The organism is Paenibacillus sp. FSL R7-0210, assembly GCF_038009085.1.
Taxonomy (GTDB): Bacteria; Bacillota; Bacilli; order Paenibacillales; family Paenibacillaceae; genus Paenibacillus_AQ; species Paenibacillus_AQ silagei.
In genome coordinates this window covers 3320146-3341820 of sequence record NZ_JBBPAR010000001.1, presented here as the reverse complement: position 1 = coordinate 3341820, position 21675 = coordinate 3320146, and the positions used below count along the sequence as shown (strand labels likewise).

General features: G+C 52.6%; 22 protein-coding genes. 13 read left to right on the top strand and 9 right to left on the bottom strand.

Features of this window, described 5'->3' with window-relative positions; all coding sequences use genetic code 11:
- Positions 1-735: 735 nt before the first annotated feature.
- Genes MKY64_RS14675 through MKY64_RS14665 form a run of 3 tightly spaced genes read left to right on the top strand, consistent with a single transcriptional unit; the run spans position 736 to position 3231 of the window.
- Positions 736-1479, top strand: a complete 744-nt coding sequence (locus tag MKY64_RS14675; RefSeq protein ID WP_200869588.1) for a metal ABC transporter ATP-binding protein — start codon at positions 736-738, stop codon at positions 1477-1479.
- Positions 1472-2314, top strand: a complete 843-nt coding sequence (locus MKY64_RS14670) for a metal ABC transporter permease (RefSeq protein ID WP_036729903.1) — start codon at positions 1472-1474, stop codon at positions 2312-2314. The genes MKY64_RS14675 and MKY64_RS14670 overlap by 8 nt, the downstream gene beginning before the upstream one ends.
- Positions 2311-3231 carry a metal ABC transporter substrate-binding protein gene (locus MKY64_RS14665; protein ID WP_340953793.1) on the top strand — a complete coding sequence of 307 codons (921 nt, stop codon included), beginning with the start codon at positions 2311-2313 and terminating at the stop codon, positions 3229-3231. Before MKY64_RS14670 ends, MKY64_RS14665 begins: the two co-directional genes overlap by 4 nt.
- 95 nt (positions 3232-3326) lie before the next feature.
- Here the strand turns inward: MKY64_RS14665 and MKY64_RS14660 are convergent, their stop codons facing one another.
- Positions 3327-4010 carry an O-methyltransferase gene (locus MKY64_RS14660; RefSeq protein ID WP_036729898.1) on the bottom strand — a complete coding sequence of 228 codons (684 nt, stop codon included), beginning with the start codon at positions 4008-4010 and terminating at the stop codon, positions 3327-3329.
- 146 nt (positions 4011-4156) lie between these two features.
- Between MKY64_RS14660 and MKY64_RS14655 the strand changes: the two genes are divergently transcribed.
- From MKY64_RS14655 to MKY64_RS14640, 4 genes are all read left to right on the top strand, one after another.
- A complete protein-coding gene (locus MKY64_RS14655) occupies positions 4157-5038 on the top strand; it encodes a LysR family transcriptional regulator (protein ID WP_340953790.1) in 882 nt (293 codons plus the stop codon).
- Positions 5039-5140: 102 nt separating this feature from the next.
- Complete coding sequence (locus MKY64_RS14650) at positions 5141-5629, top strand: DUF2975 domain-containing protein (RefSeq protein ID WP_340953788.1); 489 nt, start codon at positions 5141-5143, stop codon at positions 5627-5629.
- 10 nt (positions 5630-5639) lie between these two features.
- Entirely contained in the window at positions 5640-5855 is a 216-nt protein-coding gene (locus tag MKY64_RS14645) for a helix-turn-helix domain-containing protein (RefSeq protein WP_036729893.1), read from the top strand.
- A 29-nt stretch (positions 5856-5884) separates the two neighbouring features.
- Positions 5885-6658, top strand: coding sequence for a DUF817 domain-containing protein (locus tag MKY64_RS14640; RefSeq protein ID WP_339255694.1), 774 nt, complete (start codon positions 5885-5887; stop codon positions 6656-6658).
- Here MKY64_RS14640 and MKY64_RS14635 read toward each other — a convergent pair.
- Positions 6621-7757 (bottom strand): saccharopine dehydrogenase family protein, encoded by a 1137-nt coding sequence (locus tag MKY64_RS14635; RefSeq protein WP_063830945.1) that lies wholly within the window; start codon positions 7755-7757, stop codon positions 6621-6623. The genes MKY64_RS14640 and MKY64_RS14635 overlap by 38 nt on opposite strands.
- Positions 7758-7880: 123 nt before the next feature.
- Here MKY64_RS14635 and MKY64_RS14630 point away from each other — a divergent pair, with 123 nt between their 5' ends.
- Entirely contained in the window at positions 7881-8942 is a 1062-nt protein-coding gene (locus MKY64_RS14630) for a LuxR C-terminal-related transcriptional regulator (protein WP_051478362.1), read from the top strand.
- Positions 8943-9071: 129 nt separating this feature from the next.
- Here MKY64_RS14630 and MKY64_RS14625 read toward each other — a convergent pair whose 3' ends face one another.
- From MKY64_RS14625 to MKY64_RS14605, 5 genes are all read right to left on the bottom strand, one after another.
- Positions 9072-9614 (bottom strand): NADPH-dependent FMN reductase, encoded by a 543-nt coding sequence (locus MKY64_RS14625; protein ID WP_036729889.1) that lies wholly within the window; start codon positions 9612-9614, stop codon positions 9072-9074.
- 196 nt (positions 9615-9810) lie between these two features.
- On the bottom strand, positions 9811-10761 hold the full coding sequence (locus MKY64_RS14620) for a 2-keto-3-deoxygluconate permease (RefSeq protein WP_036729887.1): 951 nt from the start codon (positions 10759-10761) through the stop codon (positions 9811-9813).
- Between the two features lie 5 nt (positions 10762-10766).
- Positions 10767-12224, bottom strand: a complete 1458-nt coding sequence (locus MKY64_RS14615; protein WP_340953779.1) for a glycoside hydrolase family 1 protein — start codon at positions 12222-12224, stop codon at positions 10767-10769.
- Between the two features lie 28 nt (positions 12225-12252).
- A complete protein-coding gene (locus MKY64_RS14610) occupies positions 12253-14160 on the bottom strand; it encodes a beta-glucoside-specific PTS transporter subunit IIABC (protein WP_340953776.1) in 1908 nt (635 codons plus the stop codon).
- A gap of 140 nt (positions 14161-14300) precedes the next feature.
- Positions 14301-15131, bottom strand: coding sequence for a PRD domain-containing protein (locus tag MKY64_RS14605; protein WP_339255706.1), 831 nt, complete (start codon positions 15129-15131; stop codon positions 14301-14303).
- Between the two features lie 348 nt (positions 15132-15479).
- Here MKY64_RS14605 and MKY64_RS14600 point away from each other — a divergent pair, with 348 nt between their 5' ends.
- The gene (locus tag MKY64_RS14600) at positions 15480-16526 is read left to right on the top strand and encodes an aromatic ring-hydroxylating oxygenase subunit alpha (protein ID WP_036729879.1); all 1047 of its coding nucleotides are present in this window, start codon (positions 15480-15482) and stop codon (positions 16524-16526) included.
- Positions 16527-16654: 128 nt separating this feature from the next.
- Here MKY64_RS14600 and MKY64_RS14595 read toward each other — a convergent pair whose 3' ends face one another.
- Positions 16655-17260 carry a histidine phosphatase family protein gene (locus MKY64_RS14595; protein WP_340953771.1) on the bottom strand — a complete coding sequence of 202 codons (606 nt, stop codon included), beginning with the start codon at positions 17258-17260 and terminating at the stop codon, positions 16655-16657.
- A gap of 178 nt (positions 17261-17438) precedes the next feature.
- On the bottom strand, positions 17439-18407 hold the full coding sequence (locus MKY64_RS14590; RefSeq protein ID WP_340953767.1) for a quinone oxidoreductase family protein: 969 nt from the start codon (positions 18405-18407) through the stop codon (positions 17439-17441).
- Between the two features lie 175 nt (positions 18408-18582).
- Here MKY64_RS14590 and MKY64_RS14585 point away from each other — a divergent pair, with 175 nt between their 5' ends.
- From MKY64_RS14585 to MKY64_RS14570, 4 genes are all read left to right on the top strand, one after another.
- Complete coding sequence (locus MKY64_RS14585) at positions 18583-19038, top strand: MarR family winged helix-turn-helix transcriptional regulator (RefSeq protein ID WP_339255711.1); 456 nt, start codon at positions 18583-18585, stop codon at positions 19036-19038.
- Between the two features lie 47 nt (positions 19039-19085).
- Positions 19086-19436, top strand: a complete 351-nt coding sequence (locus MKY64_RS14580) for an ArsR/SmtB family transcription factor (RefSeq protein WP_339255713.1) — start codon at positions 19086-19088, stop codon at positions 19434-19436.
- 297 nt (positions 19437-19733) lie between these two features.
- Complete coding sequence (locus tag MKY64_RS14575; RefSeq protein ID WP_340953763.1) at positions 19734-20399, top strand: TetR/AcrR family transcriptional regulator; 666 nt, start codon at positions 19734-19736, stop codon at positions 20397-20399.
- On the top strand, positions 20392-21672 hold the full coding sequence (locus MKY64_RS14570; protein ID WP_340958082.1) for an MFS transporter: 1281 nt from the start codon (positions 20392-20394) through the stop codon (positions 21670-21672). Before MKY64_RS14575 ends, MKY64_RS14570 begins: the two co-directional genes overlap by 8 nt.
- The last annotated feature ends 3 nt before the right edge of the window (positions 21673-21675 follow it).

The following is a 21675-nucleotide window of genomic DNA, read 5'->3' as shown; positions in this document are numbered from 1 at the left end:
TATGAATGATGAATAGAGCAACTTCCATCGGTCTGATCAGGATGTCCGCGCACGCGGCCGCCGGGTTAGGCTTTTTTTGTTGATAGGGTGGGTGAACAGGAGGATAGCTTGCTTATGCGGAGGTGTGGAGCGGGTGCACGCAAGCTGAATGTATGCGGAAAACCGAACACAATGTGCGCGCCGAGGTAGAGTGGCGTTTACCGCAGGAAATAGGTGAATTTCCTCCACTTGCTAATGAACGAATGAGCGCTTCCCGGACAACAGTTGTATAAACAACACTTAATTTCAGCCCATTTAGCTGCAGAAGCCCAAACAAACTATTTTAGTTGCACTATTTCCACTTGTTTCCATGCATTTGCCTGAAGTGGTCTAATTAAGATACGTTTTTCCACCTGTTTGCCGCTAAGAGGGAGGCGCTGCCCCTGAACATTAACCAACGCCACGACTGTAATTTAAATTTAAATTACCGTTGACAATTTGCCTATGATCAAATATATTATCCATAAGAATAAAAGTTTCCTTAAGGAAACATATATGCAGATGAGAAACAATAGACACATTAATAGGCTATATAGTTTAAACTGAATAATTCAAGTTGCGGGAAAAGTGGCGGAGGGGGATTTTGGAACTGGAGGAGCGGTAGCGGCCGGAAGTCCAAAACTTCTCTGGAGTCACGGCCAATCCCAAAACCTAAAAAGACTAGATAGACCAAATAAGAGACGGGGTGCTGACATGATTCAGATTAAAGGTTTAAATGTTGATTATTTCGGCCATTCGGCGCTGGAAGGAGTGACGCTCGATATCCCCTTCGGGCATTCGGTAGGCATTATCGGGCCCAATGGCGCCGGTAAATCCACATTCATTAAGGCGCTGCTGGACGTGATCAAGAAGAGAAGCGGAACGGTGAAGGCAGAGGGGAAGGACATTGCCCTGTACAGACGGAATATCGCCTATGTGCCGCAGAAGAATGACATCGACCTGACTTTTCCCATTACAGTGAAGGATACGGTCCTGACCGGAACTTTTCCGAACCTGAAGCTGTTCCGGCGTCCGGGGAAGAAGGAGAGAGCGATTGCAGAGCGCAGCATGGCGATGGTGGAGATCGGTGACCTTGCGGATAAGCAGATCAGCAATTTGTCCGGCGGGCAGCTGCAGCGGGTGTTTATCGCCCGGGCGCTTGCTCAGGAGGCCAGTGTGTTTTTCCTGGATGAGCCGTTTGTCGGCATTGATATGGTCAGCGAGCGCATCATTGTGAACCTGTTCAAGCAGCTCCGCGAGGAAGGCAAGACCATCCTGGTGGTGCATCATGATCTGCATGAGGTCGAAGAATATTTTGACAAAATCATTCTGCTCAACAAGCAGCTAATCGCCTTCGGAGATGTGCAGGATACTTTCACCACGGAGAACATCCGCAGAGCTTACGGTACATCCCTCGGCAATGTAATGATCCAAGGGGCGGGAGGTGCCGCTCATGCTTGAGTCCTTATCCAGCCTGCTGAATATTCCAGTGTACGCCATTAACGCCGGGTTATCTGCGATTATCCTCGGGATTGTCTCGGGGGCGCTCGGCAGCTTCATCGTTCTGCGCAAAATGTCGCTGATGGGCGATGCCTTATCTCACGCGGTGCTTCCGGGCGTCGCCCTGTCTTATATTCTGGGCATCAACATCCTGCTGGGCGCTTCGTTGTTCGGCCTGTTAGCCGCTATTCTCATTCAATTCATCACCAGCCGCAGCAATATCAAGAGCGATACCTCCATCGGCATCATTCTGAGTTCGTTCTTTGCACTCGGCATTGTCTTGATTACGTTCGCCCGCAGCGGGCTGGATCTCACTCATATTCTGTTCGGCAACATTCTGGCCGTTCCGCAATCCGAGCTGCTGCAATCCTTCATCATCATGCTGGCGGTGCTTGCCATCATTACACTGCTGTACAAGGAGCTGCTGATCAGCTCGTTCGATCCGGTGGTAGCGAAGGCTTACGGGCTGAAGACCGGTTTTTATCATTATCTGCTGATGATGCTGCTCTCCGTAGTGACCGTCTCCTCCCTGTCCCAGGTTGGGATTGTGCTGGTCATCGCCATGCTGGTCATCCCGGCAGCCACCTCGTATCTGTGGTCCAATTCCTTGCTGCATATGATCGTATTAGCCTCCGCAGTAGGGGCAGCCTCGGGGATCATCGGCGTCTACGTGAGCTTCCGCTACAATCTGCCGACAAGTGCAACCATCGTGCTGGTAGGCGTCACCCTGTTCAGCATTTCATTCATCATATCGCCCAAGAATAATTTTCTGCGGAAAGGACTGAAGCAAGCATGAGACTGTTCAAAATACTATCGGCATCCGTACTCATTCTACTACTCGCAGCATGCTCCAACACCAGTAAAGGGGGAGCGGATGACGGTAAGCTGGAGATCGTGGCCACGTATTCGATTATTGCAGACATGACCCGGAATATCACCGGAGATAAGGCGGAGGTCTACAGCATGGTGCCTATCGGCACTGACCCGCATATGTATGACCCGCTGCCCGCAGATACAGGCAAGGTCTCGAGTGCGGACCTGATTTTCTATAACGGCTTGAATCTGGAGACCGGCAAGGGCTGGTTCCAGGATCTGCTGAAGGTGACGAAAAAGGAAGCTGCCGCGTTTGCCGTCTCCGAAGAGGTCACGCCGATGTATCTAACCGAGAAGGGGAAGGAGTCCCAGGTTGACCCTCATGCCTGGCTGGATATACAGAACGCGGTCAAGTATGTGGATGTCATTACCGCACGTGTGATCGAACGGGACCCGGACAACAAGCAGTATTATCTGGATAACCAGAGCGCGTACGTGAAGGAGCTGACGGAGCTGGATCAATATGCCAAGGAAGCTGTGAGCAAGGTCCCGCAGGAGAAGCGCGTGCTGGTGACCAGTGAAGGGGCGTTCAAATACTTTTCCCAGGCCTATGGCTTCGAGTCCGCCTTCATCTGGGAGATCAACACTGACAGCCAGGGAACACCGGAGCAGATGAACCGGATCATCGGCATTATCAAGGAGAAGCAGATTCCGGCGCTATTCCTGGAGACGAGCGTCAACCCCAAGACGATGGAGACCATATCCCGCGAGACCGGGGTGCCGGTGCACTCCAAGATTTTCACGGATTCTCTGGCTAAGGAAGGGGAAGACGGAGACACCTACCTGAAGATGATTAAGTGGAATATCGATCAGGTGATTGAGGGCTTATCGAAGGAATAGGCAGATGCCTGTGTGCGAAAAAGAGCCCGCAACAACAAATAACCCGCAAGGCCGGATAAGCATTGCTATCCTTGCCTGCGGGTTATTCGTTATCCTTAGGGGTTATTTTGTGTGGTGACAATCCCGAGCACGAAGCCGTCATAGCCCTTGCTGCCTACTGTCTGTATTGCAGTAGCATCTATACGCGGCTCTGCGGCGAGCAGCTCCATGAACTGCCGGATGCCTTGAACCCGGTCATCCGCACTGCCCGGGTCAATAACCTCGCCGTCACGCACCACGTTATCGGCTACGATGACTGCGCCCGGCCGGGCCAGCTTCAGCGCCCACTTCAGGTAATGCGGATTATTAGGCTTGTCGGCATCAATGAAGATGAAGTCAAACGGCTCATAGCCCCGGGCTTCCAGCAGCGCCAGCGAATCCAGCGCCGGGCCTTCAATTACCTCTGTCTTGTCTGCCAGCCCCGCCATTCTCAGGTTATCCTCAGCTACTACAACATGCTTGTGCTCGAATTCCAGCGAGACCAGCCTGCCCGTCTCCGGCAACGCCCGCGCCAGCCAGATGGTGCTATAACCGCCCAGGGTGCCAATCTCCAGAATGTTGGACGCTCCCTTCATTTTAGCGAGCAGATGCAGCAGCTTCCCCTGATTCGGAGCGACATCAATCGCCGGTAAGCCGGCCCCTGTATTCGCATCCAGCACAGCATCCAGGACCGGATCTGCCGCCAATAATCGGTCATTGAAATAAGCGTCTACGTTGCTCCATTTGTTCTGTTCTTCCATGTGAATCCCTCCGTTAGTTGTGTTTTTGTATTGGTGTATTAGAACTGCTTTAAATATAAAGGATTATCATTCATAATACTAATATATGTTAATGGTATAATCATAAGTATAGGTTATGAATACAACCCGTGAATAGGAGGGTATTTATGAACATTCATGCACTGAGGCTTTTTTATTATGTAGCCGAGACGGGAAGCGTTACGAAGGCGGCTGCCCGGCTGAGGATCAGCCAGCCGGCGGTGACCAGCCAGATCAAGAGGCTGGAGAAGGATTTGGGGTTGCCGCTGTGTAGTCCCAGCGGCCGGGGAATCTCGCTGACTCCCTTCGGGACAGAACTGGCGAAGCAGGCAGGCAATCTCTTCACCTATGAAGAACGGATTGAGGAGTTCGTAGAGGATTACCGCCAGGGACGGAAGGGGAAGCTGCGCATTGCCGCCACCTATCTTCCGGCGAATTTCCTGGTCCCGGGCTGGGCCGCCCGGTTCAAGGCAGGGCAGCCCGAGATGGAGATTGAGATTACCACGACCAATTCCACGCAGGCCTTTGAACAATTGCAGCGTCATGAAGCAGATGTGGCCTTTTACGGGGGCGGAGCCAAGGAGAAGCCGGAGGATGTAGACTGGCTGGAGCTGTTTGAGGATGAGCTGTGGTTCGTAGTGGCCCCTTCCCATCCTTTTGCCAATGGTACGGTATCGCTGCCGGAGATGATGCAGGAGCCGTTCGTGATGCGTGAGGAAGGCAGCTCCACCCGGGAGCGTCTGGTCTCGCTCTGTACAACCTATGGCCTGAAGCCGCCGCGTGTGACCCTGCAATTCAGCGGGTTGGGCGAAGTCATTCGTTCGGTTATGGCAGGGTATGGCGCCAACTTCATCTCTTCACTGGCTGTGCGGGATTATGTGGAGTGGAAGCAGTTATGCCGGGTACATGTGGAGGGTATTCAGCTTAGCAACCATATTGCCGTCTGTACACGCAAGAATGAGGCCTTGTCAGCCGGGCTACAGCGGTTTATTGACATCTGCCGGGAATGATAAAACAATAATTAAATATTATTATTCGATCTAAATATATTGATAAACGATAAATACTGTGTTAAATTGAACTCACAATTAATGAGTGAGGTGCTTGTCTTGATGAAACGTAAACCCGCTTCAACCACTTTTTTGAAGGCTGTGATTCTTCTGCTGGGCATGGGTGCACTGGCCCTGTGTATCTTTGCGGTTCCGTCCATCGCCGGCTTTGCAGCCGAGCTGTATCCGGAGCATGCGTACCTCAAGGCTCTGGTCATGATTGATTTATACGGGGCGGCGGTACCTTTCTACATTGCGCTCTATCAGACCTTCAGGCTGCTGGGGTATATTGACCAGAACATGGCCTTCTCGGAGGCTTCGGTACAGGTGCTGAAGAATATCAAGCATTGCGCAGTGGCCATCAGCGGGATATTCGTTATAGGTATGCCGCTGTTCTATCTGATGGCGGAGAAGGATGATGCCCCGGGGATCATCGTCATCGGGATGATCCTTATTTTTGCCTCGCTGGTCATTGCCGTGTTCGCGGCAGTTCTCCAGAAGCTTTTGAAAGACGCTATTGAACTGAAATCTGAAAATGATCTGACAGTCTGAGGTGACGACCATGGCGATTATAATCAACATTGATGTCATGCTGGCTAAGCGGAAAATGAGCGTAACAGAGCTTACGGAGCGGGTGGGAATTACGATGGCGAACCTGTCCATTCTGAAGAACGGCAAGGCCAAGGCGATCCGCTTCTCAACGCTTGAGGCGATATGTAAGGCGCTGGACTGCCAGCCGGGAGATATTCTGGAATACACAGCGGATGCTATAGAATAATGGACACCGGGAGCGGGGAGGGAACGGTATTGAGAGTCATGACACGGCTGCTGCACTTCGGGTATCATCAGGCGATGAGCTGTATTTTTCCTGTAGCGATCTTTGGAACGTTAATCCTGACCCGCACAATAGAGCTGCCGTTCATCCACCGCTATGATCTGATTCTGCTAATCCTGCTTACTGTGCAGTATCTGATGTACCGGAGCGGGCTGGAGACGCTGGATGAGCTTAAGGTCATCTGTGTGTTTCATATAATTGGACTGGTGCTGGAGATGTATAAAATAAAAATGGGCTCCTGGGCCTACCCGGAACCCGGTTATGCGAAGCTGCTCGGTGTGCCGCTGTACAGCGGATTCATGTATGCCAGTGTGGCAAGCTACATGTGCCAGATCTGGCGCAGGCTGAAGATGGAGTTGACCGGCTGGCCGGGTCTTGCCGCTGCGGGACTGCTGGGAGGAGCGATCTACCTGAACTTCTTCACCCACCACTATATTCCGGATTTCCGCTGGTGGCTGACAGCCCTTGTAGTAGTGGTATTCTGGAGAACCTGGATCATCTACCGGGTGCAGGGTAAGACGTACCGGATGCCGCTTGTGCTGGCTTTTGCCATTGTAGGCTTCTTCATCTGGCTGGCCGAGAATATTGCGACCCTCCTGGGAGCGTGGCAATACCCGGACCAGCACGAGAGCTGGCAGCTGGTAGGCTTTGGCAAGATCAGCTCATGGTTCCTGCTGGTGATTATCAGCGTGATTATTGTCGCTCAGCTTAAGCATGTGAAGGCCGGCCGGAACGGGTCCAGATAGCCAGTCCGTCCAGCGGATAACGGAAGGACGGTCCCGTTCCGCCGGAGACGGAAGGGATTAGCGAACATTGTTCCCCGTTGGAATCAAGGGAGAATAGCTGTTCAATGTGATAGACACCGGGAGACGGTGCTGACTCATAGAGTCTCAAGGCGACTCCAGCAGCCGTTGCTGCTGTGATGGATGCTTCATGTACGCCTGTGATTCCGTATTCTCTGGAGGCGGGTATACCGTCCTTCATGCCACAGGCATCGACTTTGACCGCGTAGCGCTCGGACCCGAAGCGGAAGCGGGTGAACGCCTGGACCGCGAGGTTGCGGAGCGTCCGGTTACGCAGCAGACGGGAGAGTCCGGTGCGGCGCAGCAGAGCTGCGGCTGAGGTCATGCTCCGTGAATCGAAGCAGAGCCGGGTCGAGACAGAAGGTACGGCAAGGGTCTGAGGCAGAGTCATCTGATCCGAAAAAGGAAACCGGTAGGCTCTATGCGTCCGCAGAGCAAACCCGAAATCCGCAGTCTTAGCCTCCGTGAAGCTTGAGGCGGTGCGCGGTCTGCCGTGTTCGGTAATCTCGAAGTCGGCTCCAAGGTTGTCCACCGTCCACTCCATAGCCGCCTGTCCATGGCTGTCACCCAGTCCCAGCATGATCGAGATGTCGATCTGCTCTGTATGGTCCAGCTCCTGGACAGCCCGTGCCGCAAGCAGGTTCGTTAACCCTGGTGCGAGGCCGACACTCAGCACTGCTGCCGCCTTGAGCTTATGCTTCACAGGGTCGAGCCTTTGCAGCATAGTCAGGAAGTCTCCGCTTGCCGAGACATCTACATAATGGGTGCCGCTCTGGAGGCAGGCTTCTGCTAGCCTGGTGTCCTGCTGATCTAGACACATGACGACCAGCTTGACCTTCCCCAGCAGCTCTGGGGGAAGCGGCTTCTCTGCCGACAGGCGCAGCGGCTTCACATATCCGCCGGTACTGCGGGAGAATTCCTCGGCCCTGTTCAGGTTTCTTCCTGCCGCGTAGACCTTGCCGGGGTGCTGTGCCCCGAGTAGCCGGCATATCTGTGACCCGACATGCCCGTAGCCGCCGATTACTACAATATCTGTTTTCATAAGTATTCCCGTCCTTCGTGGTGGATTGCAGAATCTGCGGTATAATTAACGTTACGTATCATTATCCTGCTAAGGCGGGCGGCAGACTATCCCACATTTGTGGGATTTCGGGGAGGACAGAAGATGAACAAGGGAGTACATAGCCTATTACAGCTTGACCCTGTCCGGGGTGGTCCGGTTCTGGATTCACAGCAGTACCGCGAAGCGGTAATTGCCAGGCTCCGCCTGCTGGTTCCGTTCGCTGCGGCCTGTTGTACGACAGTAGACCCGCACACGCTTTTAACCACAGGGGCAGTCACGGAGCAGGGACTTGAAGAGGTTCATCCGCTATTGTTCGAATATGAATATCTGCATGAGGATTATATGAAGTATGAGCAGTTAGCGGTGTCGGATATTCCGGCAGTCTGCTTAAGCGGAGTGACCGGGGGAAGCCTGGAGAAAAGCGCGCGGTACCGCAAGGTGCTGCAGCCCGCCGGATTCGGGGATGAGCTGCGCGTAGCGCTGCGCACAGGCGGGGTCTGCTGGGGGTTCCTGACCTTATTCCGTCAGTTGGGCCAGCCGGCGTTTCAGGAGCAGGAATGTGCCTTGTTGGCTTCGGTAGCTTCGCTGATCGCTGAACGTCTGCGTGCGTATTCCTCTATCCTGCCGGTATCCGGAGCGGACCGGGCAGTGCCGGAGGATAACGGTATTCTGGTGCTGAGTGAGCGGCTGGTACCGGTCAGTGCGAATGCAGCAGCCCGTTATTGGCTGAAGCAGATCTGGAGCCTGGAGCAGCTGGAAGAAGGGCAGCTTCCAGGCCCGGTGCGTGCCGTCTGCCTGCGGGTGCTCGGCGCGAAGAAGCCCGCCGGAGCCGGGACTTCTCAGGCAAGAATAAGTCTTCCAATCGGAGACGGGGCGTATCTGACAGTTACCGCAAGCCTGCTTGGCGGCCCGCAGACACAGCTCGCCGTATCCTTGGTAAGTGCCCGCTCCGGCGATGTTTTCCGGCTGCTGGCCGAAGCCTTCGCCCTGACCGCGCGGGAGAAGGAGCTGGCAGAGCTGCTGGCGCTGGGGTTATCGACCAAGGAGCTGGCCGAATCGCTGCATATCTCCGCCTACACGGTACAGGATCATTTGAAATCCATCTTCGCCAAGACAGGCGTATCCAGCCGCAGAGAGCTGATCAGCCGGCTGCTTCCGCGATAAGGGTCGAGAATTACTTATGAGAATTACAAATGTAGAACAAATAAGGGGAATCTCCACAGCCTTTGGCTGGAGATTCCCCTTGCTTCATGTTCGGACTTGTATAGATCTGGAACTGCTTCGAATGAATTCTTACTGGCGCAGTGTCTTCAGCGCGCCGCTCCAGGCCAAGACCTGATCCAGCATAGCATTGACATTGGCAGCATGCAGGTCAGCCGGCTTGAACACCGAGCCGTTCTCGAAGTCGGTGAACAGCGAGAGAAGCGGGTGGACACGAACATCGGCGACGGACAATTCGCCGAGAATCCCGCGCAGATGCTCAGCGGCGCGGGCGCCACCGGCGGAGCCGTAGCTGACGATTCCGGCAGCCTTGTTGTTCCATTCTTCGCGGGCAGAATCCAGTGCGTTCTTCAGCGCACCGGAGAGACTGTGGTTATATTCCTGAACGATGAATACGAATCCGTCCAGGGTAGCCAGCTTAGCTGCCCAAGCCTGAGCTTCAGCGTAGCTGTCGCTCTCCCCGAGCAGCGGCAGCTTGAAGTCAGCAATATCTACGATTTCGTAATTAGCATCTCCACGGGCATCAGCGATCCCCTTCACCCATTCGCCTACCTGCGGGCTAACGCGGCCCTGGCGTGTGCTTCCAAGAATAATTCCGATATTAAGTGTTGTCATTGTAATTCCTCCTCGAATTTTGTTTTCCGTAATTTGTTTTGCTTGATATGTTTTTTATTATAGCTGATAACTTTAATAAAGCAAGTGAAATTTTGAAACCTAGTTAAATTTTTAGCTAAAAATTAAAGCGGCCCAATCGCAGACCCGAATCTGGGAAGGCAATGGACCGCAATTGGTATTATGTCTCTGGTTGCAGCTAATGGCCGGCTTCGGCCGAGTTCACTTTTCCAGCCAGCCGTTTAACCACATAAGGTATGGTGATGGAAGTCAGGATGACAGTAAAAGCAATCTGTGCTATAGCTGTATCCGCAAATGGTGCATAAGCCGGGTTAAAACCGGCAGCTATCCCGGGCACAACCATCGATAGACCGGCGACTGAACAGGTAGCCGCCGCTGCATACCCCGGGCGTTTTAACAAGTGACGGTCAATCATAACCAGCGGCAGCAGACAAAGCAGGAAGAAGAGTAAGGTTAGCAGCAGGCCGGATAAGCTCGACCGGAAGGCCAGGCTCAGGTTGATGCTAGACCCGAAGCTGATGCCGAGGAATGGCAATAGGATCACTGTTCCCGGAGCAAACATCTTCTGAAGGTTAGCATCAAGATTGCCAAGCAGTATACCTACGGCAAAAGGGAGCAGCGTGGCCGCCACGCTAAGATAATCAATTCCTGCCCCGCTGGCTGAGTTCAGAATCATGACCGGAATGACCGGAACGGCGATCAGGTTCAAAATACCAAAGGCTCCCTGATCCATTTCATCTCCGTAGGAATTCATCAGCGCCAGGTAAAGGCCCGGATTGCAGCTAGTCAGCACTGCGATGAAGGCAATGGCAGAAATACCGGCAAAGCCCTCGATGCCGAATCCATAAACGAATGCCCATCCAAACATCCAGGCGATCAGGATTCTTGCCAGAACATGCACCCCGGCGCGCTTCAGTGTAGCAGGGAGCAGGCGGAGGTCCAACTGCGTCCCGGATACAAACAGGATCAAGCCGATAAGCACCATCGTTCCTCTGGAGGTAAACAGAGCGGTTGTAGGATCACCAATGCCGAACAGCTGCGGAAACACCGTGTTGACGGCGGCTGCCAGCAGCATGGGGACGATGAGCAGACCGCCAGGTATTTTTTGGACAGACCGTAGTATATTCATACTGCCTACAGCTCGGCCCCGTTCGTCCGGATAACATTCTGATACCAATAGAAGGAATCCTTGCGGGTTCTCTTCATCGTCCCGTTGCCGTAGTCATCCTGATCCACATAGATGAACCCGTAACGTTTGCTCATTTCCGAGGTAGAAGAGCTGATCATGTCAATCGGCCCCCACATGGTATAGCCTATCATTTCGACACCATCCTGAATGGCCAGCCCCATCTGTTCGATATGTTTTCTCAAGAAATCTATGCGGTAAGGATCGTTCACAGTACCGTCTTCATTCAACTTGTCGTAGAAGCCTGAGCTGTTCTCCAGAATAAACACAGGCTTGTGGTAGCGGTCATACACCAGATTCAACGTATACCGTAGCCCCACAGGGTCGATCTGCCAGCCCCACTCATTTTCCGGCAAATGCGGGTTTTTATAGACACTGTGTACGTTGCCTGCCGTCAGTTCGAGCTGCTCTGTGTCACTGCTGGAGATCATGGAGTTGTAGTAGGACATACCGATGTAATCCGCCGTATGTGCACGGATGCTATCCAGATCGCCATCCTCGATGTGCAGCGTGATATTTTTGTCTTTGAAATAAGTCTTGGCGTAATAAGGATATTCGCCCAGGTTCAAGACATCGAGGAAGAACTGGTTTTTCATCTGGTCATCCTTCTGCATCTGAAGGGCATCCTCCGGTTTGCAGGTGTACGGATAGGTCGTGAAGTAAGCGACCATGCTGCCGATTTGGTTACCCGGATCAATCTCATGTGCCAGTCTGGTCGCTCTAGAGGCTGCCACGAACTGATGGTGTAACCCCTGGAACAGCATTTCCTCATAATTCGGTGCATCGTATTCAATAATTCCGAGCGTTTTTGCTCCGGCTTTGACACTCATATTGATCTCATTGAACGTCACCCAATACTTTACTTTGCCCTTGTAACGCTTGAATAACACCTCGCAGTAGTTGACATATAAGTCCACCAGCCTGCGGTTATACCAGCCGCCGAATTTGTCAATCAGCACGATCGGCGTATCGAAATGGCTAATGGTGATCAGCGGCTCCATGCCGTGCTTCAGGCACTCCTCAATCACCTGATCGTAGAATTGCAATGCCTTCTCGTTCGGGGCGGCATCGTCTCCGCCTGGGAATACACGGGCCCATGCGATGGAGTAACGGAAGACCTTGAAGCCCATTTCGGCGAACAGAGCGATATCCTCACGGAACGTGTGGTAAAAGTCGATGCCGCGGCGTTTTGGATATTTAACCGTATCCGGATCGTTTTTGGCCTCTTCAATCATCTCGCGGTTAATCTTCATCTGCTTGGTTACTTTACGATCGTTATTGGAGTTGAATTTCATCACATCAGGAATGGTCAGGCTCTTGCCGTCTATATTGTAAGCACCCTCCGCCTGACAGGCGGAGAGAGCGCCTCCCCACAGGAAGCCTTCCGGAAACAGAGATTGCGTCATTATAGTGTTCCTCCTTAATTAGTATGAGTTACGGAATCAGTTTCAGCAGTGCTCCGCCTTCTTGGATTGAACCGCTATCTGAGGCCGTCAGTACATCGGCGAACTGCTGCATGTTGGTCACGACAATAGAGGTAATTGTAGGGTAGCCATCGGCAATAATTCCTTTGGAATCGAATTCCACCAGCAGGTCGCCTGCCTGAATGGATTGACCTTGCTCTACATAGGATTTGAAATGCTTGCCTTTCAGGCTCACCGTATTTACGCCGATATGAATCAGTATTTCCACGCCGTTCGCTGCTTTAAGCCCGATGGCGTGTTTGGTTCTGTACAATGCCTCAACCACTCCGTCAAAAGGTGCGTAGACTCTGCCTTCACTTGGCACGATGGCAATGCCTTTGCCCATCAGCTCCTGAGAAAAGGCTTGGTCCTCAACCTCGGCTAACGGCTTAATTTCACCTGTCATCGGGCTGACGATCAGCATACCAGCGGTATCCGCAGCGCGGGATGCCGAAGGGGTGGCATCCTGAGCGGCTGCCGGCGAAGCGGCGTTCTTCTTAGCCTTCGTAGTGGCTTGCCCGTCCGCATCTTCCTTGATGCCTGCGAGCAAGGTGAATACAAATCCCAGAACGACTGCTGCGATGGACCCGATCACAATATAGACGTAACGGTCTGCTGTATACGTTCCCAGGGCCAAGACTCCCGGAAGGGCGATGGCATTTGCACTCGCATGAACAATACTGTAGAAACCGCCTACGATTCCGGCTGCCGCACACCCGGCAAAGAACGGCCGTTTGTAACGAAGATTGACGCCGTAAATCGCCGGCTCGGTAATGCCGAACAGGGCGGTGAAGCCGCTTGACCCGGCTGCGGATTTCATCGTATTGCTCTTGGTGAGAACGAAAACACCGAAGGCGGCTCCCGCCTGGGCCAGGTTAGCTGCAAGAGAGGCCGGCAGCAGCATGGTCGAGCCTATGCTGGCAATCTGTTGAATCTGGATCGGCATAATGGCGTAATGCATGCCAAACATAACCATAATGGGCTTGAAGAACCCGAGAATCGTACCTGCCAATACGCCAACGGTTGCATACAGGTAGTTGATGCCGTCGGTCAGCCAAGTACCGATATAAGAGCCGACCGGTCCAAGTACGATCAGTTCCAGCGGGATCATGATGAACAATACAATCATTGGAGTTAAGAGCACCCGCAGAAACTTGGGAATGAATTTGTCCACTACAGGGTAGAGATAGCTCATGACCCACACGCCCAGAATGATTGGAATCACCGACGAGGAATATTTCATCAGCAGGATCGGCATGCCGAGGAAATCGATTGTTTTCACGCCGGTTTCGGCAATTTTGGCTGCGCCATCGAGAATCACGGGATGCATTAATCCGGCAGCAAGCGCAACGGCCAGATACGGATTGGTTTTAAATTTCTGGGCAGCACTTACAGCGATGAAGAAGGGCAGGAAGTAGAAAATCAGATCGCCAATCATATTGACGATGGACAGGAACCCGGAGCCTTCCATCCATCCTAGCGCTGCCAATACTGTAGCCACGCACTTGATCATACCGCAGCCGATTAAGGCCGGGAGCACTGGAGTGAAGATGCCTGCAATCGTCTCAAGGACCACATTTACCGGATTTTGTTTCTTTTTGGGAGCTACATCCCCGTCTTCGCTCTGGAGGTTCTCCGAGGCGAGATTGCGCAGCTCAGCATACACAGCATCTACCTTGTTCCCGACCACCACTTGAACCTGCCCGCCTGCATTCTGCGCCTTCAGTACGCCTTCGAGTCGGTCCAGCGCCTTCAGATCGGCCTTTCTGTCTTCTTTAAGCACGAATCTCAGCCGTGTTGCACAGTGGGTGAGCGATGAGATATTACGTTCGCCGCCTACAAGCTCCAGTACGTTTTGGGCCAATTCCTTGTTATTCATGACCATTCTCCTTACATAAAGTAGTCTGGGAATAAAAAAATGACCAAGCCAAGGGAATCGTCATTCCCGTGTGCTTGGTCATGCCTGATCGAATCAGTAACAGTCCAATTCATAGTATGCAATTATCGGGCAGGTCCGGTCTAGTCGTTGGAGATTAACCTTTGAATGTGAAGAATCAGATACAGCTTCTCATCATTGGTGCAGCTCCAGCCGTAATTGTTCTGCAGGAATGCCGCGATCTTCTCCACACACTCCAGTTCACGCGGGAATTTCTCTGTTACCATCTCAAACAACGCTTCATTCTCTTTCTTCAGTGACTTGCCGCTCATCTGCCGCATGATGAAATAGCGGACATGGGTGGCGAAGCGCATGAAGTGAATGGACTCTTCCTCAAAATCAATTTTCAGCGCGTATTTGATGATGGACAGCATCTCGCCGGTAACGGTGGTAATTTTGGTTGTATCGCTCATTTCTCCAGACCCCACCTGGGCATTCACAAAATGTAAGGCAATCAGGGTCGTTTCGGCTGCCGGGAGGCGGACTCCCGCTGTAGCTTCAATTAACTGGACTGCAGCTTCACCTACACGGGTCTCATCCGGGTATAGGGTGCGCACTTCCCATTCCAACGGATTCTTGATGGAGACACCTTCACGGGTACGGGCCAGAGCAAAGCTTATATGGTCAGAGAGAGTGAGCAGCAGATTGGTATTGAACGTCTTATGCAGAATGTCGCTGCCCATGGTAATGACTTCTTCCGCCAGATAGATATGCTCAATCGGAATGCTGTTCAACAAGTCGTACATGCGGATGTTTTTGGGAGCGACAAAGATTTTCTCCACCACCATATCGGTTTCAGTTAACTGATAGGGGGTCTTTGGGAAACCAACGCCCTTGCCAACCACAAACACTTCCTCATTGTTGTCATTAATAGCAATAGCTACATTGTTGTTCACTTTTTTGATGACCTTCATACATACTCACCTCCCCGCCAAATAAAAATGACCGAAAAGGATTACAAAAAAATGTAATCGTTTTCGGTCATGCCTGGTTGCCCAGTAACAGTCCGTGTAAGGAATATAACCTTATTATAATCAGCAGCTTCGAAATGTCAATCATGCATTTTATGGGTATTAGAAATCAATTTATATGTCATTTTGCATAACATTGAATAGCTGATTTTAGGCTCGAATACAAAATATTAAGCTAAATAATTGATTGTCATGATGGAATTAGCTTAAAATACACTCCACAAGTCAGTTATTCTGACATATAATTAAGGAATCTTATGTATCTATAATATATGGAGAGGTGGGGCAGCCATGATAGAGGAAAAGAAACGGCAGGCAGAGCTTGAACTCCCGCGTGATTGCACCTTCTCGCCAGAAGACTGGCGTATTCTGGCCCAGTACTGGTATCCGGTGGCTACAGCAGCAGAGGTACAGGATCAGCCGGTGGCTGTGAAGCTGCTGGATATGAAGCTGGTATGCTACCGCAGCGGAGGCAAGGTGGTTATTGCCCGGGATCTGTGTTTTCACCGGGGAGCCCCGCTGAGTAAGGGATGGGTGGAGAACGGGGAGATTGTCTGCCCGTATCACGGGTTCCGCTATAATTGTGAGGGGAAATGTACTGCGGTACCGGCACATCCAAGCGCCAAAATCTCGCCCAAATTGAAATTGATTGTCTATCCGGCCATCGAACGCTACGGTCTGATCTGGACCTGCCTGGCAGATGCGCCGGAGCAGATTCCCGCCTTCCCGGCCTGGGATGATCCCGACTATATTAATATTCTGATCCCAAGCTTCGATATTGCCGGCTCGTCCGGGCGGCAGATGGAAGGCTTCCTTGATGTATCCCATTTCGCTTACGTGCATACGGCAACCTTCGGTGACCGCAATAATACAGAGGTCCCCCAGTACAAGGTGTGGCGTGAAGGGGAGACGGAGCTGGTGGCCGAATACTGGAGCACGGTCAGCAACTATGGCAAAGGGCAGGAGAATCCTGCGCCGGAAGGCTTCCAGTGGCTGCGGGAGTTCCGTGTATTCGCACCGTTCGCCGCTTCGCTAACTGTCTATTTCCCGGATGAGGGCAGGCTGAAGATTCTGAACTGTGCTTCTCCGGTGTCGGCCCGTTATACCCGGCTGTTCTGCCCGATCTCGCGGAATTTTGACAAGAACGCCCCCTTGGAGGACACGGTGAAATTCAATCTGCAGGTGTTCCAGGAGGATGCGGAGATGGTGGAATCGCAGACGCCGGAGGATCTCCCGCTGGATCTGCAGGCTGAAGCCCATATTCCGGCAGACCGCACCTCCATTGCTTATAGACAGCTGCTAAGCAGTCTAGGGCTGGGGCAGAATTATACGTCCTGATTCATCATTTCAAAACATCAGTAACAGCACACGCCCGGCAGCAGAGAGCATAAGCTCGGCAGCCGGGCGTGTGCTGTTGTGTTGAATGGGTCTAGGCTGCCTGCGTAACGTCGAGTCCGCGGCAGCAGCTAGACCGTATAATTTTCCAGAGAAAGGCTCCATCTTCCGTCCACAAGCTCAATTCTGTGCAGGCTGGCATAGGAAGCCGGGAATTTACTGCCACGGTTATTCCAATCGATCCCTTTGATGATGTGATAGATGATATTTATGACACCGCCGTGTGTAACAATAATTATGTTATCATCGGGGCTGCTGTCCGAATGCTCTTCGCAGAGCCGGGTGAAGGTCTCTTGAATCCGGGTGAAGAAATCGAGCGGACTCTCTCCGTCAGGGTAACACTCGTCCATCCGCAGTCCTGAGAAGTATAAGCCGGGGTACCGTTCATTGACGATTTCGTTCGGCATACCGGCGATCACACCATTGTTCATCTCCCGCCAGTCCATACTGCGCTCTAAGGGTAACTCCAGCTCTCTTGCCAGCTCGCCGGCTGTATCCAGCGCCCGCTGCAAATCGCTGCTAACTATACGTTGTATAGGGAATGAAGCCGAATTCTCTCTCAAAAAACAGCCCAGCTTCTCGGCTTGTCTGTAGCCTTGGGTATTTAGTCCCCGCTGGCTCCATCCGCCGCGATATCCTTCGTCATCCTTGCCGTGTCTTACCAGATATATCGCCAACTGCTCCTCGGCCCCCTGTTCTATGATGCGTAAGTATGATTCCTTAAAAGGTTCCTTCAAAAAGGATATCCTGCTAAGTCTATCACTTACTTTCCAGAATGTTCAAGAACAGAAGTTACAGTAGGAGTAACGTAGCTTGACAATACCTGGACACAGCTTGCTTGGAGGGTTCGGGAAACTACTTGTTGTGCGGCACGAAGACAATACGTTGCTGGCTGCCCGGCGGAGTCTTCCATACTTGTTCAATTTCGGATAGCGGGTAAACTACAGGGTTCGCTGTAAGCTGACCCTCTGCAATCGCTTGGATCAACGCCGGGAATTCGGCCAGATATCCGGCAGGCGTAACGGACCCCTGGCCGCTGCCGATGATCTGGAAGTTGGCAGAACGGAGTACAGCGGAAGGAATCGCGGCGTCCGCCCCTGCCATGGAACCGATCTGAATCCAGGTTAACAGCCGGCTGCGGTCGGACCGGCGGGTTAATATCGGGAGCATGGAGAGTGCAGCAGGATCACCCCACAGATAGTCGAGAACGATATCCACTTCAGCTGAGGCTTCGCCGAGGTTCCGGGCCACTGCCCCGGGATCTCCGGTAAGCGATATGACTACATCTGCACCATACTGTGTAAGCGAACGCAGACGTTCCGGGTTCCGCCCGGCAGCGATGATCTGACTGGCTCCCATAAGCTTGGCGATCTGCATGGCCATCTGCCCGGAGTTGCCTGTAGCACCCAGAATAAGAACCTTGAACCCGGGCTTAGCCTGAACGCGGCGGCGGAGAGTTACCCAGGAGGACATGGCCGGATTCATCGCGGCGGCGATGAGCACGGGATCAGCATCTCCGGGTAGCGGGACAGCACGGCGAAGATCGATGAGGGTCTGGTCTGCGAACGATCCCAGGGCCGTATCGGTGGCTACAAAATAGACCAGCTTGCCATCCGGGAGCCGTCCGACGCCGTCAATTCCTGGGATTAACGGAAGTTCATCCGTACTCGTGTAGTGAGAACCATTGGCTTGTGCCCGGACCCGGAGATGTAATCCGGCAGCCAGCACATCCACCAGAGCTTCGTGTTCTCCTGAAGGTACCGGAGCGTCAACCTTTTCGTATTTCGGACCTGAATCGAATGATCTTACAATAGCAGCGTACATAAATAGGCCTCCATTTACCCGGATAGTTACCCGGGTGAGTGTTTTGGTTTGTGAAACAAACTAAAAGGTTTGTAATACAAACAATAATAGTTTGTATTGCGTACAAAGTCAACGGCTGCTGTGGTACAATAGGAGCGAACAGGTCTGAAATATACAAAAGTGCGGAGTGAAATCAATGAGCGGTTACGATAATTCTTTTGATAAGCTGGATGATCTGTCGATGGTAGACAGCCTTGTGCAGCTATCCTTCCTGGTGCAGAATATCCTTGCCCGGATAGGCACGGAGCATGATCTGTCGATCATTCAGATCCGTCTGCTGGGAATACTGCGCGACCGGGAGCCGGGAATGCTGCAGCTGGCCAAGCATCTGGGCCTCGACAAATCCAGTATTACAGGGCTCGTTGACCGGGCGCAGCGCCGCGGGCTGGTAGAGCGTACCGTATCAGAGAGTGACCGGCGGGCATTCAATGTGAGGGCTACTCCGGCAGGCTGGAAGATTATTCACGAGGTCGGGGAGCAGATCGAGCGGCAGATTACGGCGGTAACCGATGGTCTTACCGTGGTTGAGCGGGCACAGATGATAGCCCTGGCCAGCAAGATTCTGGTCACTGCTCCAGGGATGAGCCGCTGAACGAAACGATAGGATTCGTGACGATGAAGCACATAGGAGGGATTTTCATGGATCAGGAGCTTATGAATGAGCTGGCATCTCAATTCAAGAATTCGCTGAAGGTGCTGAACGCGGTCGGTGCCGAGACCCGGCAAGCCATTCTGATGGCCTTGCTGCAAGGGCCGCAAGATCCGGGCATGCGTGTAGGCGAGATAAGAGGGATCACCCATTTTTCCCGTCCGGTCGTGTCCCATCATCTTAGAATATTGTTAGAGGCCGGAATTGTTAGCGTCCGAAAAGACGGCACCCGCAACTATTACCGGCTGGACTCCGGAAGCAAGCTGATGGTGCTCAAAAGCTTGGTGAGCGGGCTGGAGAAGGTTCTGGCACAATGCGAGCGTGAGGCAGGGATTCTCTGATTATGGAGAATCCCTGCTGTGCGTTATGCGAAAAACCGAATACAATTGCTGCTGTGAGGTGGGTGGGTGCACTGGACAAATGTATACGCAAAATTTAAGCTACCTTGTTTCAGAAAAGCATGCTATGCTATAATCACTTACAGACAGACAGTCGGTCGGTGATTGTTTATTTACAAATAAAGCTACAGTTACACCCAAAGATGCACGTACACTTACAGTCAAGGTTATATCCAAAGCCACAATCACAGTTACTCCCAAAGTTAGTATCATCCCACCTTTACATAAGGAGACATGACCATGAGAGTTGTAAAAGAAGCAGAAGCCCGCAGAAATGAGATTCTGGACGCAGCAGAGGAGCTATTCGGACAGAAGGGCTTCGACGGTACCAGCACGGGCGATATTCTGGGCAAGGTCGGCATTGCGCGCGGGACACTGTATTATCACTTCAAGTCGAAGGAGGATATTATGGACGCGCTGATTGAGCGGACGAATGCCACTATCCTTCATGCCGCGCAGCAGATTGCTGAAGACAAGAGCATCCCCGTCATTGAGCGGATTCTCCGTGCGGTCATGGCGCTGAACATCAGCAGCGGAGACGGCAGCAGCACGGAGATTATGGAGCATATCCACAAGCCGCAGAATGCGCTGATGCATCAAAAGATTCAGAAGGCGGTTATTCATGGCGTTCCGCCGATTCTGGCCTCCATCATCAGCGAGGGGATCGAGCAGGGGATATTCAATACGGCTTATCCGTATGAATGTATGGAGATGGTTGTGGTCTACGCCACCACCATTTTTGACCAAGATATGGTCGAAATGACGGAGGACGAGCGAATGTCACGCATTCTGGCCTTCATCACCAACGTGGAAAGGCTGCTCGGTGCCGGGAGCGGAAGTCTGATGAGCGTGATGCAGATGTTCGGCGGCTCCGGTGGAGTGGAAGCGGGCAATGGTGATGAATAGATCCGGCACAGGCTTCGGCAGATTCCTGTTTTTGTGGTCAGGACAACTGATCTCAGCTATCGGCGGCGGGCTCACCGCGTTCGGGCTGGGGATCTATACCTTACAGCAGACCGGGCAGGCTTCGGCTATGGCGCTGGTGACATTACTGGCATTCATGCCTTCCCTCCTACTCAGTCCAGTCGCTGGCGTGCTAGCGGACCGCTATGACCGCAGGCTGCTGATGGTGCTGGGGGATACGCTCTCTGCCTTAGGTCTGATCTATATTCTGGTCTGCCTGCTGAATGGAGATGCACAGCTGTGGCAGATCTGCTTAGGGGTGACTGTAAGCTCGGTATTCTCCTCGTTGCTAGATCCCGCCTATAAGGCTACGATAACGGATCTGCTTACCGAGGAGCAGTATACGAAGGCCAGCGGGTTTGTGCAGATTGCCGGCTCCGCCAAATATCTGATTTCGCCGCTCATTGCCGGGCTGCTGCTTACAGTCTCTGATGTGAAGCTGCTGCTAATTATCGACATCTGTACTTTTTTTCTAACCGTGCCTACTACGCTTGCGGTCCGCAGCGGTCTTACCTCCAAGAAGACGGAGCAGGCACCGGCCTTTATCCGCGAATTTCAAGAAGGCTGGAGAGCAGTCTCCGGGAATAGGGGAGTACTGGTGCTGGTGATTATGACCTCGGTCATGACCTTCTTCATCGGGTTCATCGAGACCTTGTCCATGCCGATGATTCTGGCGTTCTCCAGCAGTGCGGTCCTGGGGACGCTTGAGACGGTCATGGCATCGGGAATGCTGGTGTCGAGTGTCATTATAGGGATGCTGCATATACAAAAAAATTTCGTACGCATGCTTGCAGTGTCGCTTTTTTGCTCAGGAATCAGTATCGCCGTCTTCGGACTGCGTGAGAATATTGTGCTGATTGGCGCTGCCGGATTTATGTTTTTTGCCATGTTGCCCTTTACGAACACGGCCCTGGATTATCTGGTCCGCACCAATATTGACAATTCCGTTCAGGGGAGAGCCTGGTCATTGATCGGACTGCTCTCACAGCTAGGATTCGTGGCGGCTTATATGCTGGCAGGTGTGCTGGCAGACTACGTATTTACTCCCTTGCTGGTGAGCGGCGGAGTTCTGGCGGATAGTGTGGGGCGGATCATCGGCACTGGCAGCGGGCGGGGGATGGGACTTCTCATCATCATTGCCGGGCTGCTGTTAAGCGCTGCTTCGGTCATGATCTATCGGCTCAAATCCATTACAAGTCTTGAGAGCAGGGGGTAACGT

Bases quoted from the DNA above. Each gene is read 5' to 3' on its own strand.
- MKY64_RS14665 (WP_340953793.1), top strand. From the start codon at position 2,311: ATGAGACTGTTCAAAATACTATCGGCATCCGTACTCATTCTACTACTC.
- MKY64_RS14660 (WP_036729898.1), bottom strand. From the start codon at position 4,010: ATGGAAGAACAGAACAAATGGAGCAACGTAGACGCTTATTTCAATGAC.
- MKY64_RS14600 (WP_036729879.1), top strand. From the start codon at position 15,480: ATGATAGAGGAAAAGAAACGGCAGGCAGAGCTTGAACTCCCGCGTGAT.
- MKY64_RS14580 (WP_339255713.1), top strand. From the start codon at position 19,086: ATGGATCAGGAGCTTATGAATGAGCTGGCATCTCAATTCAAGAATTCG.
- MKY64_RS14610 (WP_340953776.1), bottom strand. From the start codon at position 14,160: ATGAATAACAAGGAATTGGCCCAAAACGTACTGGAGCTTGTAGGCGGC.
- MKY64_RS14570 (WP_340958082.1), top strand. From the start codon at position 20,392: ATGAATAGATCCGGCACAGGCTTCGGCAGATTCCTGTTTTTGTGGTCA.
- MKY64_RS14650 (WP_340953788.1), top strand. From the start codon at position 5,141: ATGAAACGTAAACCCGCTTCAACCACTTTTTTGAAGGCTGTGATTCTT.
- MKY64_RS14630 (WP_051478362.1), top strand. From the start codon at position 7,881: ATGAACAAGGGAGTACATAGCCTATTACAGCTTGACCCTGTCCGGGGT.
- MKY64_RS14605 (WP_339255706.1), bottom strand. From the start codon at position 15,131: ATGAAGGTCATCAAAAAAGTGAACAACAATGTAGCTATTGCTATTAAT.
- MKY64_RS14590 (WP_340953767.1), bottom strand. From the start codon at position 18,407: ATGTACGCTGCTATTGTAAGATCATTCGATTCAGGTCCGAAATACGAA.
- MKY64_RS14620 (WP_036729887.1), bottom strand. From the start codon at position 10,761: ATGAATATACTACGGTCTGTCCAAAAAATACCTGGCGGTCTGCTCATC.
- MKY64_RS14625 (WP_036729889.1), bottom strand. From the start codon at position 9,614: ATGACAACACTTAATATCGGAATTATTCTTGGAAGCACACGCCAGGGC.
- MKY64_RS14655 (WP_340953790.1), top strand. From the start codon at position 4,157: ATGAACATTCATGCACTGAGGCTTTTTTATTATGTAGCCGAGACGGGA.
- MKY64_RS14615 (WP_340953779.1), bottom strand. From the start codon at position 12,224: ATGACGCAATCTCTGTTTCCGGAAGGCTTCCTGTGGGGAGGCGCTCTC.
- MKY64_RS14645 (WP_036729893.1), top strand. From the start codon at position 5,640: ATGGCGATTATAATCAACATTGATGTCATGCTGGCTAAGCGGAAAATG.
- MKY64_RS14575 (WP_340953763.1), top strand. From the start codon at position 19,734: ATGAGAGTTGTAAAAGAAGCAGAAGCCCGCAGAAATGAGATTCTGGAC.
- MKY64_RS14585 (WP_339255711.1), top strand. From the start codon at position 18,583: ATGAGCGGTTACGATAATTCTTTTGATAAGCTGGATGATCTGTCGATG.
- MKY64_RS14635 (WP_063830945.1), bottom strand. From the start codon at position 7,757: ATGAAAACAGATATTGTAGTAATCGGCGGCTACGGGCATGTCGGGTCA.
- MKY64_RS14670 (WP_036729903.1), top strand. From the start codon at position 1,472: ATGCTTGAGTCCTTATCCAGCCTGCTGAATATTCCAGTGTACGCCATT.